Below are 16,411 nucleotides of genomic sequence, written 5' to 3'. Positions count from 1 at the left end.
GCGAAACGGAACTTGCGTGGCCCGACCGTTTCTCAACCAGATGACCTTCTGCTCTCCATGACCTATCCGATCGCCAAATCCGACGCCGAATGGAAGGCCCTGCTGGCCGAGAAAGGCGCCGAGCCCGGCGCCTTCAACGTCACGCGGCACGCCGCCACCGAGCGGCCCTATACCGGCAAGTACGAGCGCGTCTGGGCCGACGGCAGCTATCACTGCATCTGCTGCGGCGCCCAGCTGTTCGACTCGGGCACCAAGTTCGATGCCGGCTGCGGCTGGCCCAGCTTCTCGCAGGCGCTGCCCGGCGCCATCAAGGAAATCCGCGACGTCAGCCATGGCATGGCGCGCACCGAGACCGTGTGTGCACAATGCGGCGCCCACCTCGGCCACGTCTTTCCGGACGGACCTGAGCCGACCGGCCTGCGCTATTGCATGAACTCCGCCTCGCTGGACTTCCAGCCGGAAGACAAGACCTGATGAAACTCCTGCTCGACTTCTTCCCGATCGCCGTCTTCTTCCTGGCGTTCAAGCTGGGCGGCATCTACATCGCCACCGGCATCGCCATCGCGGCCACCATCGCCCAGATCGCGTGGGTGCGTTATTCGACGGGCAAGATCGAGCCGATGCAGTGGCTCAGCCTGGGGATCATCGTGGTCTTCGGCGGCGCCACCATCCTGCTGCACGACGAGAGCTTCATCAAATGGAAGCCGACCGCGCTGTACTGGATGATGGCCATCGCGCTCGCCTCGGGCCTGCTGTTCTTCCGCAAGAACTTCCTCAAGACCTTGATGGGCTCGCAGCTCGATCTGCCCGAGCCGGCGTGGCGGGCCATGAACTGGAGCTGGGTCGGCTTCTTCACGGTGATGGGCTTCGTCAATCTGTGGGTCGCCTTCCACTACGACACCAACACCTGGGTCAACTTCAAGCTGTTCGGAGGCCTGGGCCTGATGGCGCTGTTCGTGGTCGGCCAGGCGATGTACCTGAGCCGGCACGTGAAGGACGGCAAGGAAGCCGGGGCGGGCGAGCAGTGAACACGCCCGTCGGCACCGGCATCACCGCCGAAGCGCTGAGCGCGCGCCTGGCCGAACGCCTGGGGCCCACGCGCCTGGAGGTGCTGGACGAAAGCGCCGCCCACCTGGGCCATGCGGGCCAGGACGGCAGCGGCTCGGGCACCCATTTCCGCGTGCGCATCGCCTCTCCGCAGTTTGCGGGACTCCGCATGGTTGAGCAGCATCGCCTTGTGTATGATGCCTTGCGCGACTATATCGATCGTGATCGGGGCGTCCATGCGCTGGCGATCGAGACGCTCTGAAACCCTGATTCCTCCAAGGTAGATCCCATGAAGAAAGCCTTCCTGACCGCGGTCGCCGCGGCCGCCATCGGCATCGCCCTGCCCGTCATGGCGCAGAACATCGCCATCGTCAACGGCAAGCCGGTGCCCAAGGCGCGCGTCGACATGCTGCAGCAGCAGCTGACGAAGGCCGGCCGTCCGGTCTCGGAGGAGCAGGCCGGCCAGCTGAAGGATGAAGTGATCGCGCGCGAGATCTTCATGCAGGAAGCAAGCAAGCGCGGCCTGGATGCCACCGACGACTTCAAGGCGCAGATGGAACTGGCCCGCCAGACCATCCTGATCCGCGAACTGTTCGCCGATTACCAGAAGGCCAACCCCGTCACCGACGCCGACATCAAGGCCGAATACGACAAGTTCGTCGCCAGCAACGGCGGCAAGGAATACAAGGCGAGCCACATCCTGGTGGAGAACGAGGACCAGGCCAAGAAGATCATCGTCGACCTGAAGAAGGGCGCGAAGTTCGAGGACCTGGCCAAGAAGATGTCCAAGGACCCGGGCTCCGGCCAGAACGGCGGCGACCTGGACTGGGCCACCCCGAGCAGCTACGTGCCCGAGTTCGCCGAGGCCATGACCAAGCTGAAGAAGGGCGAGACCACGCAGGTGCCGGTCAAGTCGCAATTCGGCTGGCACGTGATCCGCGTCACCGACGTCCGCGATGCGAAGCTGCCGAACTTCGAGGAAGTGAAGCCGCAGATCGCGCAGCAACTGCAGCAGCAGAAGCTGGCGCAGTTCCAGGACACCCTGCGCAAGAGCGCGAAGGTGGAATGAGTGCGGCGCGCATCGCGCGCTGTTCGTGAGAAAGCGGCCTGCGGGCCGCTTTCCTCTTTCACGTGATCGTCACGCAAGCTGCCCCTGCAGCTCCCCCTGCCGCTCCTTCAGCTTCCCGCCAAGCTCCACCAGGTCCAGCCCGCTCACCGAGCGTGCCTTGGTGAACAGCACATCCCGCTCCTCCTTCACGTGCTGCTCGATCGCCCGGGCCAGCAGCGCAACGAGGTCGTCCATCTGCGGCCCGGCCGCACCCACCGCCTGGATCTGCGCGATCAGCTCCTTCGCCTGCTGGTGTTCGGCCTCGGCTTCGTCGATCAGGTCGTCGGCGCCCAGCGCCTGGCGCAGGGCCGGATAGAAGATCTCCTCCTCGATCTGCGCGTGCACGGTGAGCTCGCTGCAGATTTTTTCCGCCAGGGCCTGGCGCTCGCCAGCGGATTCGGCCGGCGCGGCCATCGCCAGCCGCGCGTATTCGACGAACAGATGCTTGACCGCGATGTGGTCCGCATCCAGCAGTTCGCAAGCGTCCTTGTCAGTGGTCATGATGTTTCCTTGGATCGTTGGCTGCTTCAAACCAGCGGCGGGTCCATCTCGCGGCCGAAGTGCCGGTGCTTGCCCAGCGCTTGCAGGAAGGCGGCGATGCCCGCCTCCTCCTTGCCGGCATCGACCACGATCAGCCCGGTGCCACCCTGCGCCAGGCTCTTGTCCAGCGAAGCCGGCAAGCCGGCCTGCGCCAGCAGGCGCCGCGACTCGCCGAGGGCAAGGATGGTCTTGCAATGGCGGAACTGGTCCTTGATGAATTCCGCCGTGTGGCCGTCCTGGGCGAGCGCGGCGACGGCTTCGGCGCCGTCGGGCAGCACCAGGGCATCGAACAGGAAACCGGGCTCGTTCTCGAGCGAGGCATCGGCCTGCACGGTATCGCCGTCGGTGGTCGGGAACGGCCCGATGCGCAGGCCGACGAAGCGGCCGATCGCCCCCTGTTCCAGCAGTGCCGCCTGCAGTTGCAGCAGCGGCCGCGCGGCAACGCCGGGCGCGACCAGCAACGCGATCTTGCGGCCCTTGAGCGGCTCGGTGCCGGGGCGCGCCAGCAGCGACAGCGGCGGCGACTTGGTCACCTCCGGCGTCGCCGGGTTCGGCAGCGCCAGCGGCAGCGGCGCCGGCATCGAGTCCATGCCCAGGCCGTCGGCGACCTTCTGCGCCAGTTCCTCGGACGCATTGCGCAGCATGGCCACGACGCGCTCGCGCACGGCGGGCACCGTCACCTTGCTCAACTCGAAGCGGAAGGCATTGGCGATGTGGGACTGCTCCACCGGCGTCTGGCTCTCGTAGAACAGCCGCGCCTGGGTGTAGTGGTCGGCGAATTTCTCGGGCTTGGCGCGCACCTTGCCCTGCTCCTCGTCGGCGCGGATGCGGGCCGGCACCGAGACGAAGCCCTGCTCCGCGCCCGCCTGGAACGGGCAGCCGCCGGCCAGCGAGTTCGGCTCGTAGCTCACGCGGCCGCGGAAGATCGCCTGCCGATGGAAGCCGTCACGCTGGTTGTTGTGCACCTGGACGACCGGCGCGTTGATCGGGATCTCATGGAAGTTCGGGCCACCCAGGCGCGTGATCTGCGTGTCCACGTACGAATGGATGCGGCCGGCCAGCAGCGGGTCGTTGGAGAAGTCGATGCCGGGCACCACGTGCGCCGTGCAGAACGCGACCTGCTCGGTCTCGGAGAAGAAGTTGTCCGGATTGCGATTGAGCACCATGCGCCCCACCGGCGTGATCGGCACCATCTCCTCGGGGATGATCTTGGTCGCATCGAGGATGTCGAAGCTGAATTGCTCGGCCTGCTCCTCGGTGAAGATCTGGAAGCCCAGCTCGTATTCGGGATAGTTGCCCGATTCGATGCGTTCCCACAGGTCGCGCCGGTGGAAATCCGGGTCGGCGCCGGAGATCTTCACCGCCTCGTCCCACACCAGCGAATGGGTGCCCGCCATCGGCGTCCAGTGGAACTTGACGAACACCGACTCGCCGGCTTCGTTGACCAACCGATAGCTGTGCACGCCGAAGCCCTGCATGGTGGCGTAGCTGCGCGGAATGGCGCGGTCGCTCATCACCCACATCAGCATGTGCGTGGACTCCGGCATCAGCGAGACGAAGTCCCAGAAGGTGTCGTGCGCGCTGGCGGCCTGCGGCATCTGGTGGTGCGGCTCGGGCTTGACCGCATGCACCAGGTCGGGAAACTTCATCGCGTCCTGGATGAAGAACACCGGGATGTTGTTGCCCACCAGGTCCCAGTTGCCCTCGTCCGTGTAGAACTTGGTCGCGAAGCCGCGCACGTCGCGCGCCGTGTCCTTGGAGCCGCGCTCGCCCGCGACGGTGGAAAAGCGCACGAACACCGGCGTGATCTTGCCGGCCGCCTGGAACGGCGCCGCCTTCGTGACCTGCGTCATCGGCTCGTAGCACTCGAAGAAGCCGTGCGCACCGGAGCCGCGCGCGTGCACGATGCGCTCCGGGATGCGCTCGTGGTCGAAGTGCGTGATCTTCTCGCGCAGGATGAAGTCTTCCAGCAGCGCCGGGCCGCGCACGCCGTACTTCAACGAGTTCTGGTTGTCGGCGACGGCCACGCCCTGGTTCGTGGTGAGCACGCGCCCGGTGGAGTCGACCCGCACGCGATCGAGCGTGTCGATGGTGGCGTTCAGGCCGTCGAGGGCGGCCGTGCCGACCTTCTCGGAGCTGTTCTCTTCGCTCAGCGTGCTGGCGGTGGGCAGGCGCGAAGCCGGCTCGGCCGCCTGGCCGGGCGGCGGCTTCAGGCCGTTGGCGAAGCCGTGCTCGGAGGGCTTGTTGTCGTTGTTCGGCAGGGCGGCGGCCAGCGCCTCGGTCTCCGCCTTCTGGCGGGCAGCCGCGTCGCTGCCGGCGTCGGGCGCAAGGCGCGCCGGGCCGCTGTCGGAATTACGGGCGGCGGCCTTCGCGGCCGTCTTCTTCGCAGGCGGGGCTGCCTTGGGGGTCTTGGGCATGGATCAGGTCGGGAAGTCCGGCGACAGTGCCGTCGGCCACCGTAAGTGGCCCGCCTCCGGTGCCTTGTAGGCGCAAGCCGACGAAGTCATGCCCGGTGGCTATCGAGGCGATAGTCACGAGCCGATGAGCAACCGAGCGTCCTAGTCCGTAGGGTGGATGCGCACAGCGCAATCCACCATCGGCCGCGGTGGATTGCGCTGCGCGCCATCCACCCTACGAATGCAAAAGCATCAGCAAGCCGATCAGTACCGGCTGGTGCACCAGGTACCAGCTCAGGCTCCAGCGGCCCAACCATGCCAGCGGCGTGAAGGCGCGCGGGATCGGCCCCTGCACCACAGCGGGTCGCGCGCGCAGCAGCCACTGGCCCGCGGCCATGCCCCACCACATGACGCCGAGCCACGGCAACAGGGGCACGTAGTCCTGCGTGACCGGCTTGCTGGAGATGAAGCCGATCCAGTTCAACCAGCGGCCATTCAAGACCGCGAGATCGCCGAAGTGCATGTGCACCGGCACCGCGGCCAACGGCAGCAGCAGCGCGAGCGCACCGGCCAGCCACAGCCAGCGGCCCCAACGCGCGGTGAGGCGCACGATCACCAGCATCAGCGCGATGCCGTGCAGCACCCCGAAGTAGATGAAGCTGTCCGGGAACATGAAGGCCGAACCGACCGTCACCAGCAGCGCGCACCCGGCGATCTGCGCCCAGCGCCGCCAGAAGCGGGGCCAGCCCTGCCCTTGCACGAAGGCGACGGCCTGCCCCAGTCCGGCGCAGAACAGGAACAGGGTGACGATCGCGGTGCGTTGCCGCGTCCAGAACGGGTCGGAGAGCAAGTTCTGCCGGATCCAGCCGAAGTGGTCCAGGTCGAAGCAGAAGTGGAAGGCCGTCATCCAGACGATCGCGACGCCGCGCAAGGCGTCGATGCGGTCGAAGCGGCGGTGGGTGGAAGTCGCGCTCACCGCTTCGAGTGTAGTGGCCGGCCCGATTGACGCCCGCCGGCGCCGACGTTCCAATCCCGCGATGGCGGCCAGCCTGGTCGGCATGCCAACAACGAGGAGAAGACCCCCATGAAGAAACTCCACTCGGTCCTGCTCACGGCCGCTGGCCTCGTGCTGGCCGGCTGCAGCACCGGCCCGATGACGAGCACCATGCAGTCCGCGCCCATGGTGCAGGCCATGCCCGGCGACGCGCCGCACACGGTGGGCAAGACCGAGGTGCTGTGGCTCGGGCAGGCCAGCACGCGCATCACCACGCCGGGCGGCAAGGTGATCATGATCGACCCGTGGCTCACCTCGAACCCGAAGACGCCCGCGCAATGGAAACAGCTCTCGGCGCTGGGCCACATCGACCTGATCCTGGTCACGCACGGGCACTTCGACCACTTCGCCGACGCGCCGGCACTGGCCAAGATGCACAACGTGCCGATGTGGGGGCCGGCCGGGATGAACCAGAGCGTCGTCACCTACGGCATCCTGCCAGCCGAACTGGCGCCGCGCTTCGGCAAGGGCGGGACCCTCCTGCCCTGGGGGCCGACCGGTCCGAAGATCACCGCGGTGCACGCCGAGCACTCGTCCGAGCTGGCCTTCAAGGATGCCGCCGGCCACGAGCAGGTGCTGCCCGGCGGCGAGCCGGTGGGCTTCATCATCGAGATGGAGAACGGCTTCAAGGTCTGGCACATGGGCGATACCGCCGTCTTCGGTGACATGCGCCTGATCGGCGAGATGTACCACCCCGACGTCGTGCTCATGCCCATCGGCAACCACTTCGTGATGAGCCCGCAGGACGCCGCGATGGCCGTGCGCGACATGATCCATCCGCGCTACGCGATCCCGATCCACTACGGCACCACGCCGCAGCTGCGCGGCACGCCGGCCGAACTGATCCAGGCGATGGGCAACGCGACCTCGCCCCGCATCCTGGTGCCCGAGCCGGGCCAGAAGTACGACTTCTGATGACTAGCCGTCGCCTCTTCTGCGCCGCAACGGCCAGCCTGCTGGCCGGCTGCGCGGCCGGCCCGCAAGCGCCGTCGTCCGCGGCCGCGCGCGCCGAACTCGGTGGCACCGGCAAGCTGCGCGCCGCCATCAACTTCGGCAATCCCATCCTCGCCGTGCGCGGTGCCGACGGGCAACCGGCCGGCGTGTCGGTCGACCTCGCGCGCGAGGCCGGCCGCCGCCTGGACCTGCCGGTGGAACTGGTCACCTTCACTTCGGCGGGCAACACCGTCGAAGCGGTGAAGGCACGCCAGGTCGACCTGGCCTTCGTCGCGATCGACCCGGTCCGCGCGGCCGACATGGAATACACCGCGCCTTACGTGATCATCGAAGGCGCCTACCTGGTGCGCAACGCCTCGCCGCTGCAGCGCAACGAGGAGGTCGACCGCGCCGGCACCCGCGTGGTGGTCGGCCGCGGCAGCGCCTACGACCTGTTCCTCACCCGCGAGCTGAAGGCGGCCACGCTGGTGCGCGCCCCGAGCTCGCCCGAGGTCACCGAGGTGCTCCTGCGGCAGAATTACGAGGTGGCCGCCGGCGTGCGGCAGCAGCTCGAGGCGGACATGAAGCGGATCGGCGGCCTGCGCCTGCTGCCCGGCCGCTTCATGGTGATCCAGCAGGCCATGGGCGTGCCCAAGGGCCGCACCGCGGCGCAGGCCTGGCTCTCGGGCTTCATCGAGGAGATGAAGGCCAGCGGCTTCGTCGCCTCCGCCCTGCAGCGGCACGGCATCGAGGGGGCGGCCGTCGCACCCCGCGCGTAAGGCACGGAGATTGCACGCCAGGCGTCATCACATTCAAGGAGTCCGCGATGCAATCTTCCCTGCTGCGTGCCGGCGCTGCCCTGCTGCTGGCGCTGGCCGCTGCTGCCGCCCATGCCGAGTGGCCCGAGCGCCCCGTGCAGATGGTGCTGTCCTTCCCGCCTGGCGGCGCCACCGACATCCTGGCCCGGTCGCTGGCGCAGAAGATGTCGGAGACGCTCAAGCAGCCGGTGGTGATCGACAACCGCCCGGGCGCCGGCGGCAACATCGGCCTGCTGAACGCGGGGCGTGCGGCGCCCGACGGCTACACCGTCTACATGGCGGCGGTCACCAATGCGGCGATCGCCGCAGCCGCCTACCCGCCGCAGCCGGTGCACCTGCAGAGGGACTTCGTCTCGGTCGCCGGCGTGGGCATCGTGCCGCACATGCTGGTGGTACCGGCTGCGCTGCCGGCGCAGAACGTGCGCCAGTTGATCGCGCTGTTCAAGGCCGCGCCCGGCAAGCACAACTTCGCCTCGCAGGGCGCGGGCACGCTGTCGCACCTGGAGTCGGAGATGTTCAAGTCCGCGGCCGGCCTGGATCTCGTGCACATCCCCTACAAAGGAAGCTCGCAGGCCTTGCCTGACCTGATGGCCGGCAGCGCCAGCATGATGTTCGACAGCATCCCCGCCTCGATGCCGCATGTGAAGTCGGGACGGCTACGCGTGCTGGCCGTTGCCTCCAGCCACCGGCTGGCCATGCTGCCCGACGTGCCCACGGTGGCGGAGAGCGGCCTGCAAGGCTTCGGTGCCGATAACGTCTATGGCGTGATGGTCCCCAAGGGCACGCCGCCGCAAGTCATCGCCGTGCTGAACCGCGCCGTGCGGGCCGCGGTCGATGCGCCCGACGTGCGCCAGCGCCTGCAGGAGCAAGGCGTGGAACTGCGCTACACCCCTGCGGACGAGTTCGCGAAAGTCGTCGACCAGGAGTTCCGTACCTGGGGCAAGGTGGTGGAGCAAGCCAAGGTGAAGCTGGAATAATCGGCCGGATGAGCGACACCGCCCCTGGCTTCTGGGACTTCCCCTATCCGTCGCAGCGTATGCCGCTGCTGGCCCGCAACGTGGTCAGCACCTCGCAGCCGCTCGCGTCCGCCGCCGGCGCGCTGACGCTGGCACGCGGCGGCAACGCCGTCGATGCCGCGCTGGCCACGGCGATCACGCTCACCGTGGTCGAGCCCTGCATGAACGGCATCGGCGGGGATGCCTTCTGCATCCTGTGGGACGGCCAGCGGCTGCACGGCCTGAACGCCTCGGGCCGGGCGCCGCGCCGCTGGACGCCCGAACACTTCGCGCGCTACCCGGCGATGCCGCAGCGTGGCTGGGACTCGGTCACGGTGCCGGGCACGGTGTCGGCTTGGCGCGCGTTGTCCGATCGCTTCGGCGTTCTACCCTTTGCCGAACTCTTCGAGCCGGCGCTCCGCCATGCACGCGAGGGCTTCCTGGTCTCGCCGACGGTGCGCCGGCAGTGGCAGCTGCAGGTGCCCGAACTGCTCGCACAGCCGGGCTTTCGCGAGGCCTTTGCGCCGCGCGGCGAGGCGCCGCAGGTGGGCGAGCTGTTCCGGTGTCCCGGCCAGGCGCAGACGCTGGAACGGATCGCCGCGACCAAGGGCGAGGCTTTCTATCGCGGCGAACTGGCCCGTGCCATCGCCGACCATGCCCGCGCCACCGGCGGCTTGCTCGACGAGCAAGACCTGGCGGCGCACGAATGCGATTGGGTCGCGCCGCTGTCGGTGCGCTATCGCGGCGTCGACTTGCACGAGATCGGCCCCAGCGGCCAAGGCATCGCGGCGCTGATGGCGCTTGGCATGCTGGAGCAACTGGACCTGCCGTCCGCAGGGGCCGACACCGCCTTGTGGCACCACCTGCAGATCGAGGCGATGAAGCTGGCCTTCGCGGACCTGCAAGCCTACGTGGCCGACCCGGACGCGATGCGCCTGGTCACGCCCGAACACCTGCTGAACCCCGCTTACCTGGCCAGTCGCGCGCGCCTGATCGACCGTGACCGGGCGGCGCCGGCACGCGCCGGTGCGCCGCAGTCCGGCGGCACCGTGTACCTCACGGCCGCCGACCAGAGCGGGATGATGGTGTCCTTCATCCAGTCCAACTTCAAGGGCTTCGGCTCCGGCGTGGTGGTGCCCGGCACCGGCATCGCGCTGCAGAACCGCGGCTGGGGCTTCACGCTCAAGCGCGGTCATCCCAACGAAGTGGCACCGGGCAAGCGGCCCTTCCACACGATCATCCCCGGCTTCCTGATGCAGGATGGCCAACCGTTGATGAGCCTCGGGGTGATGGGCGGATCCATGCAGGCGCAGGGCCATGTGCAGGTGGTGATCCGTTTCGCCGACCAGGGGCTGAATCCGCAGGCGGCCAGCGACGCGCCGCGCTGGCGCATCCTGGACGACAACAGCACCGTGGCGGTGGAATGGAACTTCCCGCCGGCGGCGATCGAGGGATTGAGGGCGCGCGGCCACGAACTGCGCGTGGCCCCGCGCTTCGACCTGGAGTTCGGATCAGCGCAATTGGCGATGAAGACGGAGCACGGCTACATCGCCGCGTCGGACCATCGCAAGGATGGGTATCCGGTGGGGTTCTGAACGGCATGTCATTGCCGGCTTGACCCGCAATCCATGCAGCGCTGATGCAAGCGCCGTCGTGGATCCCGGGTCGAGCCCGGGATGACATCCTCGTGCCGGGGATGACATCCTGGGGGATGGCATCCTTCACCCGCTGATGGCGGTCGCGCTGCCGCCCGCGGCGATCAGTACGCCCTGCGTGCCGAGCCGGTGTGGCTCTCGTAAGCCAGCAGTGCCTGGCGGCCGGACATCAAATCGGCCTTGACCTCCGCGCGGCTCCTGACGCTTTCGAAGCCGATCAGCGGGTTGTACGAAGTGGACCAGACGTTCTTGGTGGCCCAGCTCGGACGTACGAAGCTCTTGCCTTGGGCTTGCGCCTGTTGCGGCGTGCCGCCCACATCGCCATGGGTGCCGACCTCCGCGTTGGCGGCAAAGGCAGCGGCCGTGACCACGGCGGCGAACAGGATGCGGGAGTACTTCATCTTTGTTCCTTTCGAAGGGATTGCTTCACAGGAACTCTTTTTGGTCCCGCAACGCGTTGGCCGCCGTCAGGTTGGAGGTGCGAGATGATGTAGGAGCGGCCTTGCCGGCGCGTAGGTAGCGCGCGGATGCGGAGCGGGCGTACCGGGATCCGTGAACAGGCCCTAGCCGACCCACCTGCGCGCGTTGTGCCAGATCTGCATCCAGGGGCTGAAGCCCGACGGGTCGCCCGAAGTCCAGGACATCTGGATGTTGCGGAAGACGCGCTCCGGGTGCGGCATCAGCGCGGTGAAGCGGCCATCGGCGGTGGTCACCCCGGTCAGGCCACCCGCCCCGCCGTTCGGGTTGAAGGGATACCGCTCCGTCGGCGCGCCATGGTTGTCGACGTAGCGCATGGCGGCGATCACCTGGGCCTGGTCGCCGCGGCGGGCGAAATTGGGGAAGCCCTCGCCGTGCGCCACCGCGATCGGCAGGCGCGCGCCCGCCATGCCCTGGAGGAACAGGCTGGGCGAATCCAGCACTTCGACCAGCGCCAGCCGCGCCTCGAAGCGCTCGCTGCGATTGGTGGTGAAGCGCGGCCAGGCCTGCGCGCCCGGGATGATGTCGGCCAGCTCGGCGAACATCTGGCAGCCGTTGCACACACCGAGGCCGAAGGTGTCGCTGCGCGCGAAGAAGTCGCGGAATTGGCTAGCGAGTACCGGATTGAAGGTGATGCTGCGCGCCCAGCCGATGCCGGCGCCCAGCGTGTCGCCGTAGCTGAAGCCGCCACACGCCACCACGCCGCGGAAGGCGGAGAGGTCATGGCGGCCGGACTGCAGGTCGGTCATGTGCACGTCGACCGCTTCGAAGCCGGCCTTGGTGAAGGCGTAGGCCATCTCGATGTGGGAGTTGACGCCTTGTTCTCTGAGGATTGCGACGCGGGGTTTGGCGAGATTGAGCGCCGGAGCGCCCCCACCCCAGCCCTCCCCCAGAGGGGGAGGGGGTAATGCAGAACTCCCTCCCCTCCCGGGGGAGGGTTGGGGTGGGGGCACCCCCGGCACAAAAACATGCAAGCCCGGGTCATTCGCATCCCCCACCGCCCCATGCTCGCCATCCGCACACACCGGGTTGTCCCGCTGCTGGCAGATCTTCCAGCTCACGCTGTCCCACACCTGGTGCAGGTCCGCAAGCTTGGCGCTGAACACCGCCTTGGTATCGCGCCACACCTGCACCTCGCCCTTGCCCACGTCGATCGCATCGGCCGCCGGCCGGGTCTTGCCGACGAAGTGGCTGTGCTTGGAGAGGCCGTGGGCGCGCAGCACCTGCATCACCTCGTTGCGTTCGCCCGTGCGCACCTGCAGCAGCACGCCGAGTTCCTCGTTGAACAGCGCCTTGAGCGTCAGCTCCTCGCGGCGGGCACCGACCTGGCTCGCCCAGTTCTTGGCGTCGCCGTAATCGGCGCGGCTGTCGCTGATGCCGTCGCCTTCGGTGACCAGCAGGTCGACGTTCAGCGCGACGCCCACGTGGCCCGCAAAAGCCATCTCGCAGGCCGCGGCAAACAGGCCGCCATCGCTGCGATCGTGATAGGCCAGGAGGCGGCCCTGCGCGCGCAGCTCGTTGACGGCAGCGACGAGTTTCACCAGGTCCTGCGCCTCGTCCAGGTCCGGCACCTCGCCACCGGGCTGGCCCAGCGTCTGCGCCAGGATGCTGCCGCCCATGCGCTGGCGTCCGTGCCCCAGGTCCACCAGCACCAGCGTCGTGTCTTCGCTTGCCTGCAACTGCGGCGTGAGCGTGCCGCGCACGTCGGCCACGCTGGCGAAGGCGGTGACGATCAGGCTGACCGGCGAGGTGACCTTCTTCGTGGCGCCGCCTTCGGTCCATTGCGTGCGCATCGAAAGGCTGTCCTTGCCGACCGGAATCGCGACGCCGATCTGCGGGCACAGCTCCATGCCGACGGCGCGCACGGTGTCGTACAGCGCCGCGTCTTCGCCCGGCTCGCCGCACGCGGCCATCCAGTTGGCCGAGAGCTTCACGCGCGCGAGTTCGATCGGGGCGGCCAACAGGTTGGTGATGGCCTCGGCCACGGCCATGCGGCCGGAAGCCGGTCCGTCGACCGCGGCCAGCGGCGTGCGCTCGCCCATGCTCATGGCCTCGCCGGCAAAGCCGCGGTAGTCGGCCAGCGTGACGGCGCAATCGGCCACCGGGACCTGCCACGGACCGACCATCTGGTCGCGGTGCGTGAGCCCGCCGACGGTGCGGTCACCGATGGTGATGAGGAAGCGCTTGGAGGCGACGGTGGGGTGGCTCAGGACGTCGATCGCGGCCTGCTGCAGGGTCACGCCGGTGAGGTCGATGGCGGGCACCTCGCGGGCGATGCGCTGGACGTCGCGGTGCATCTTCGGGGGTTTGCCGAAGAGGACGTCAAGGGGCATGTCGACGGGCTGGGGGGAGTCAGCGCCGTCGCCCTCACCCCCGCCCTCTCCCGCAAGCGGGAGAGGGAGTCCTGCAGATCTCTCCTTGGAGAGAGGGAGTTCGGTCTTGCTCCCTCTCCCTTCCGGGGAGAGGGTTGGGGTGAGGGGCGTTCCCGCCACCACCAGCTGTCGTTCTTCCGTAGCGACGCCCACCACCGCGAAGGGACACCGCTCCCGCTCACAGAAGCCCCGGAACAGCTCCAGCGATTCCGGTGCGATCGCCAGCACGTAGCGTTCCTGGCTTTCATTGCTCCAGATCTCGCGCGGCGCGAGACCGGACTCCTCCAGCGGCACCCGGCTCAGATCGAAACGCGCCCCCCGACCGGCATCGTTGGTCAGCTCGGGAAAGGCGTTCGACAACCCGCCCGCCCCGACGTCGTGAATCGCCAAAATCGGGTTGTCCGCCGCCAGTTCCCAGCAGCGGTTGATCACCTCCTGCGCGCGGCGCTCGATCTCCGGGTTGCCGCGCTGCACGGAATCGAAATCGAGTTCCGCCGTATTGGTGCCGCTGGCCATCGACGAGGCCGCGCCTCCGCCCATGCCGATGCGCATGCCGGGGCCGCCCAGTTGCACCAGCAGCGTGCCGGGCGGGAACGGGATCTTGTGCGTGAGCCCGGCGTCTATGAAGCCCAGCCCGCCGGCGATCATGATCGGCTTGTGGTAGCCGCGGGCCACGCCCGCCACCTCCTGCTCATACTCGCGGAAATAGCCCAGCAAATTGGGCCGGCCGAATTCGTTGTTGAAGGCCGCGCCACCGAGCGGACCCTCGGTCATGATCTGCAGCGGACTCGCGATGTGCTCCGGCTTGCCGAACTGCGCGCCCCACAGCCTGGACACCGTGAAGCCGGTGAGGCCCGCCTTGGGCCGCGCGCCGCGACCGGTGGCGCCCTCGTCGCGGATCTCGCCGCCGGCGCCGGTGGAGGCGCCCGGGAAAGGCGAGATCGCGGTAGGGTGGTTGTGCGTCTCCACCTTCATCAGCACGTGATGGGTCGCCTCGCTCTTGGCGTAGACCCCGCCCGCAGCCGGCACGAAACGCTCCACCGCGTGGCCTTCCATCACCGCGGCGTTGTCCGCATAGGCGACGATGGTGTGCTCGGGGTGCGCCTGGTGCGTGTTGCGGATCATGCCGAACAGGCTCTGGTCCTGCGGCTGGCCGTCGATGGTGAAGGTGGCGTTGAAGATCTTGTGCCGGCAGTGCTCGCTGTTGGCCTGCGCGAACATCATCAGCTCGACGTCCGTCGGATTGCGCTCGAGCGCGGTGAAGGCCTGCACGAGGTAGTCGATCTCGTCTTCGGCCAGCGCCAGGCCGAAGCGGCGATTGGCGTCCTCCAGGGCAGCGCGGCCCCCGGCCAGAACGTCGACGTGCTCCATCGGCGGCGCCTGCAGTTCGGTGAACAGGCGCGCGGCTTCGGAGCGCTCGGTCACCACGCTTTCGGTCATGCGGTCGTGCAGCAGCGCGGCGACCGCGGCGAGTTCTTGCGGCTCGATGCTCTTGGCCTTGCCCAGCCAGCCCGACGCCATCTGCACGCGGTATTCGACCACCCGCTCGATCCGCCGGATCGCCAGCCCGCAGTTGTGCGCGATGTCGGTTGCCTTCGAGGCCCAGGGCGACACGGTGCCGAGCCGCGGCGTGACGATCAGCAAGGGACCGGCGTCCGCACCGTCGTGGGGATCGCCATAAGTCAGCAGGGCAGCGAGCTGCTCGCGTTCCTGAGCATCGGGGGCGTGGTCGCTGGCCACCAGGTGCACGTAGCGCGCCGAGATGCCGGCGATCTTGGCGTGCACGGCTTGCAGTCGCGGCAGGAGTTGCTGGATCCGGAAGTCGCTGAGGGCCTGTCCGCCCTCGAACTCGGTGATGTGCAGGGACACTGTGGAAAACCTGTCTGGGGAGTGGGCCCCGCCGGCCGCTGACTGGGGACGCGGGGAACCCGGGATTCTACCTGCGCGGTGCGCCCCCTCTCGCAGGTCTGGCTGCGCAGTCCGCGCCCCTCTGGGATAATCCCGGGATGGGCAGCATCACGACCAAAGACGAACAAGGCATCGAGGCGATGCGCACGGCCTGTCGGCTGGCGGCCGAGGTGCTCGACCACCTCACGGCGCACATCAAGCCCGGAATCACCACGCGTGAAATCGACCGGCTGGCGGCCGAGTTCATGAAGAAGCAGGGCACCACCTCCGCGACGCTGGGCTACCAGCCCTCGGGCTACCCGCCCTACCCGGCATCCCTGTGCACCTCGGTAAACAACGTGGTGTGCCACGGCATTCCCAACGACAAGCCGCTGAAGAAGGGCGACATCGTCAACGTCGACGTCACCGTCATCAAGGACGGCTGGTTCGGCGACACCAGCCGCATGTTCATCATCGGCGACGCGTCGATCGCCGCCAGGCGGCTGGTGCAGGTCACCTACGAGGCGATGTGGCACGGCATCGTGCAGGTCAAGCCGGGCGTGCGCCTGGGCGACATCGGCTGGGCGATCCAGAAATTCGCCGAAAGCCAGGGCTTCTCGGTGGTGCGCGAGTTCTGCGGCCACGGCATCGGCCGCAACTTCCACGAGGAGCCGCAGGTGCTGCACTACGGCAAGCCCGGCACCCTGGAGGAACTGGTGCCCGGCATGACCTTCACGATCGAGCCGATGATCAACGCCGGCCGCCGCGAGGTGAAGGAGTTCGGCAACGACGGCTGGACCATCGTCACCAAGGACCGCAGCCTGTCGGCCCAGTGGGAACACACGGTGCTGGTCACCGACACCGGCTACGAGGTGCTGACGCTGTCGGCCGGCAGCCCACCCGTGCCGGCGTTCGTCACGCAAGCCCGCGAGTCCGCGACGGCCTGATTCCCCCCCTGCCAGCCTCCCCTCCCATGACCGACCTGTCCGCTCCCTTCGACCTGCCGGCCCTGCGGGAGGGCTACCGGCAGAAAAAGGCGTCCCTGCTCGAAGCGGCGGGCACCGGCAGCACGGCACGCGGCACGCAGGCGCTGCTGCGGCAGTTCAGCAAGCTGGCCGACGAACTGCTG

14 protein-coding genes are annotated in these 16,411 nt (G+C 68.3%); 9 read left to right on the top strand and 5 right to left on the bottom strand.

Features of this window, described 5'->3' with window-relative positions; translation table 11 throughout:
- The first annotated feature begins 57 nt into the window (after window positions 1–57).
- From msrB to JWP60_RS05305, 4 genes are read left to right on the top strand one after another with little or no spacing between them, the layout of a single operon-like run.
- Window positions 58–474, top strand: coding sequence for a peptide-methionine (R)-S-oxide reductase MsrB (gene msrB / locus JWP60_RS05320; RefSeq protein ID WP_299787371.1), 417 nt, complete (start codon window positions 58–60; stop codon window positions 472–474).
- Window positions 474–1,028 carry a septation protein A gene (locus JWP60_RS05315; protein WP_299787368.1) on the top strand — a complete coding sequence of 185 codons (555 nt, stop codon included), beginning with the start codon at window positions 474–476 and terminating at the stop codon, window positions 1,026–1,028. Before msrB ends, JWP60_RS05315 begins: the two co-directional genes overlap by 1 nt.
- Window positions 1,025–1,309, top strand: coding sequence for a BolA family protein (locus JWP60_RS05310; RefSeq protein ID WP_299787365.1), 285 nt, complete (start codon window positions 1,025–1,027; stop codon window positions 1,307–1,309). Before JWP60_RS05315 ends, JWP60_RS05310 begins: the two co-directional genes overlap by 4 nt.
- Before the next feature lie 27 nt (window positions 1,310–1,336).
- Complete coding sequence (locus JWP60_RS05305) at window positions 1,337–2,116, top strand: peptidylprolyl isomerase (RefSeq protein ID WP_299787362.1); 780 nt, start codon at window positions 1,337–1,339, stop codon at window positions 2,114–2,116.
- Between the two features lie 69 nt (window positions 2,117–2,185).
- Here JWP60_RS05305 and JWP60_RS05300 read toward each other — a convergent pair whose 3' ends face one another.
- The 3 genes from JWP60_RS05300 to JWP60_RS05290 all read right to left on the bottom strand — a co-directional run bounded on the left by JWP60_RS05300 (window position 2,186) and on the right by JWP60_RS05290 (window position 6,067).
- Window positions 2,186–2,656 (bottom strand): hemerythrin domain-containing protein, encoded by a 471-nt coding sequence (locus JWP60_RS05300; RefSeq protein ID WP_299787359.1) that lies wholly within the window; start codon window positions 2,654–2,656, stop codon window positions 2,186–2,188.
- 26 nt (window positions 2,657–2,682) lie between these two features.
- On the bottom strand, window positions 2,683–5,112 hold the full coding sequence (locus JWP60_RS05295) for a catalase (protein ID WP_299787356.1): 2,430 nt from the start codon (window positions 5,110–5,112) through the stop codon (window positions 2,683–2,685).
- Between the two features lie 214 nt (window positions 5,113–5,326).
- Window positions 5,327–6,067, bottom strand: coding sequence for a heparan-alpha-glucosaminide N-acetyltransferase (locus tag JWP60_RS05290; RefSeq protein ID WP_299787353.1), 741 nt, complete (start codon window positions 6,065–6,067; stop codon window positions 5,327–5,329).
- Between the two features lie 108 nt (window positions 6,068–6,175).
- Between JWP60_RS05290 and JWP60_RS05285 the strand changes: the two genes are divergently transcribed.
- The 4 genes from JWP60_RS05285 to JWP60_RS05270 are packed head-to-tail and all read left to right on the top strand — an operon-like array spanning window position 6,176 to window position 10,486.
- Window positions 6,176–7,060: a metal-dependent hydrolase gene (locus JWP60_RS05285; protein ID WP_299787351.1), complete on the top strand. Its 885-nt coding sequence runs from the start codon at window positions 6,176–6,178 to the stop codon at window positions 7,058–7,060.
- Complete coding sequence (locus JWP60_RS05280; RefSeq protein WP_299787348.1) at window positions 7,060–7,857, top strand: ABC transporter substrate-binding protein; 798 nt, start codon at window positions 7,060–7,062, stop codon at window positions 7,855–7,857. Before JWP60_RS05285 ends, JWP60_RS05280 begins: the two co-directional genes overlap by 1 nt.
- A 47-nt stretch (window positions 7,858–7,904) precedes the next feature.
- A complete protein-coding gene (locus tag JWP60_RS05275) occupies window positions 7,905–8,873 on the top strand; it encodes a tripartite tricarboxylate transporter substrate binding protein (protein ID WP_299787345.1) in 969 nt (322 codons plus the stop codon).
- A gap of 8 nt (window positions 8,874–8,881) precedes the next feature.
- Window positions 8,882–10,486, top strand: a complete 1,605-nt coding sequence (locus tag JWP60_RS05270) for a gamma-glutamyltransferase family protein (RefSeq protein ID WP_299787342.1) — start codon at window positions 8,882–8,884, stop codon at window positions 10,484–10,486.
- A 164-nt stretch (window positions 10,487–10,650) separates the two neighbouring features.
- Here the strand turns inward: JWP60_RS05270 and JWP60_RS05265 are convergent, their stop codons facing one another.
- Both JWP60_RS05265 and purL read right to left on the bottom strand, forming a co-directional pair.
- Window positions 10,651–10,947 (bottom strand): hypothetical protein, encoded by a 297-nt coding sequence (locus JWP60_RS05265; RefSeq protein WP_299787339.1) that lies wholly within the window; start codon window positions 10,945–10,947, stop codon window positions 10,651–10,653.
- Window positions 10,948–11,109: 162 nt separating this feature from the next.
- Window positions 11,110–15,264, bottom strand: a complete 4,155-nt coding sequence (purL, locus tag JWP60_RS05260) for a phosphoribosylformylglycinamidine synthase (protein ID WP_299787336.1) — start codon at window positions 15,262–15,264, stop codon at window positions 11,110–11,112.
- 137 nt (window positions 15,265–15,401) lie between these two features.
- On the opposite strand from purL, the gene map reads away from it, so the two are divergent.
- Window positions 15,402–16,229 (top strand): type I methionyl aminopeptidase, encoded by an 828-nt coding sequence (gene map / locus JWP60_RS05255; protein ID WP_299787333.1) that lies wholly within the window; start codon window positions 15,402–15,404, stop codon window positions 16,227–16,229.
- Window positions 16,230–16,411: the final 182 nt, after the last annotated feature.

Origin of the sequence: Ramlibacter sp., from assembly GCF_028291745.1 — a bacterium.
Taxonomy (GTDB): domain Bacteria; phylum Pseudomonadota; class Gammaproteobacteria; order Burkholderiales; family Burkholderiaceae_C; genus Ramlibacter.
This window is presented reverse-complemented; position numbering and strand designations above follow the sequence as displayed.

Coding starts and splice junctions, on each gene's coding strand:
- JWP60_RS05315 (WP_299787368.1), top strand. CDS start 474: ATGAAACTCCTGCTCGACTTCTTCCCGATCGCCGTCTTCTTCCTGGCG.
- JWP60_RS05275 (WP_299787345.1), top strand. CDS start 7,905: ATGCAATCTTCCCTGCTGCGTGCCGGCGCTGCCCTGCTGCTGGCGCTG.
- JWP60_RS05270 (WP_299787342.1), top strand. CDS start 8,882: ATGAGCGACACCGCCCCTGGCTTCTGGGACTTCCCCTATCCGTCGCAG.
- JWP60_RS05300 (WP_299787359.1), bottom strand. CDS start 2,656: ATGACCACTGACAAGGACGCTTGCGAACTGCTGGATGCGGACCACATC.
- JWP60_RS05295 (WP_299787356.1), bottom strand. CDS start 5,112: ATGCCCAAGACCCCCAAGGCAGCCCCGCCTGCGAAGAAGACGGCCGCG.
- JWP60_RS05285 (WP_299787351.1), top strand. CDS start 6,176: ATGAAGAAACTCCACTCGGTCCTGCTCACGGCCGCTGGCCTCGTGCTG.
- map (WP_299787333.1), top strand. CDS start 15,402: ATGGGCAGCATCACGACCAAAGACGAACAAGGCATCGAGGCGATGCGC.
- msrB (WP_299787371.1), top strand. CDS start 58: ATGACCTATCCGATCGCCAAATCCGACGCCGAATGGAAGGCCCTGCTG.
- JWP60_RS05280 (WP_299787348.1), top strand. CDS start 7,060: ATGACTAGCCGTCGCCTCTTCTGCGCCGCAACGGCCAGCCTGCTGGCC.
- JWP60_RS05305 (WP_299787362.1), top strand. CDS start 1,337: ATGAAGAAAGCCTTCCTGACCGCGGTCGCCGCGGCCGCCATCGGCATC.
- JWP60_RS05265 (WP_299787339.1), bottom strand. CDS start 10,947: ATGAAGTACTCCCGCATCCTGTTCGCCGCCGTGGTCACGGCCGCTGCC.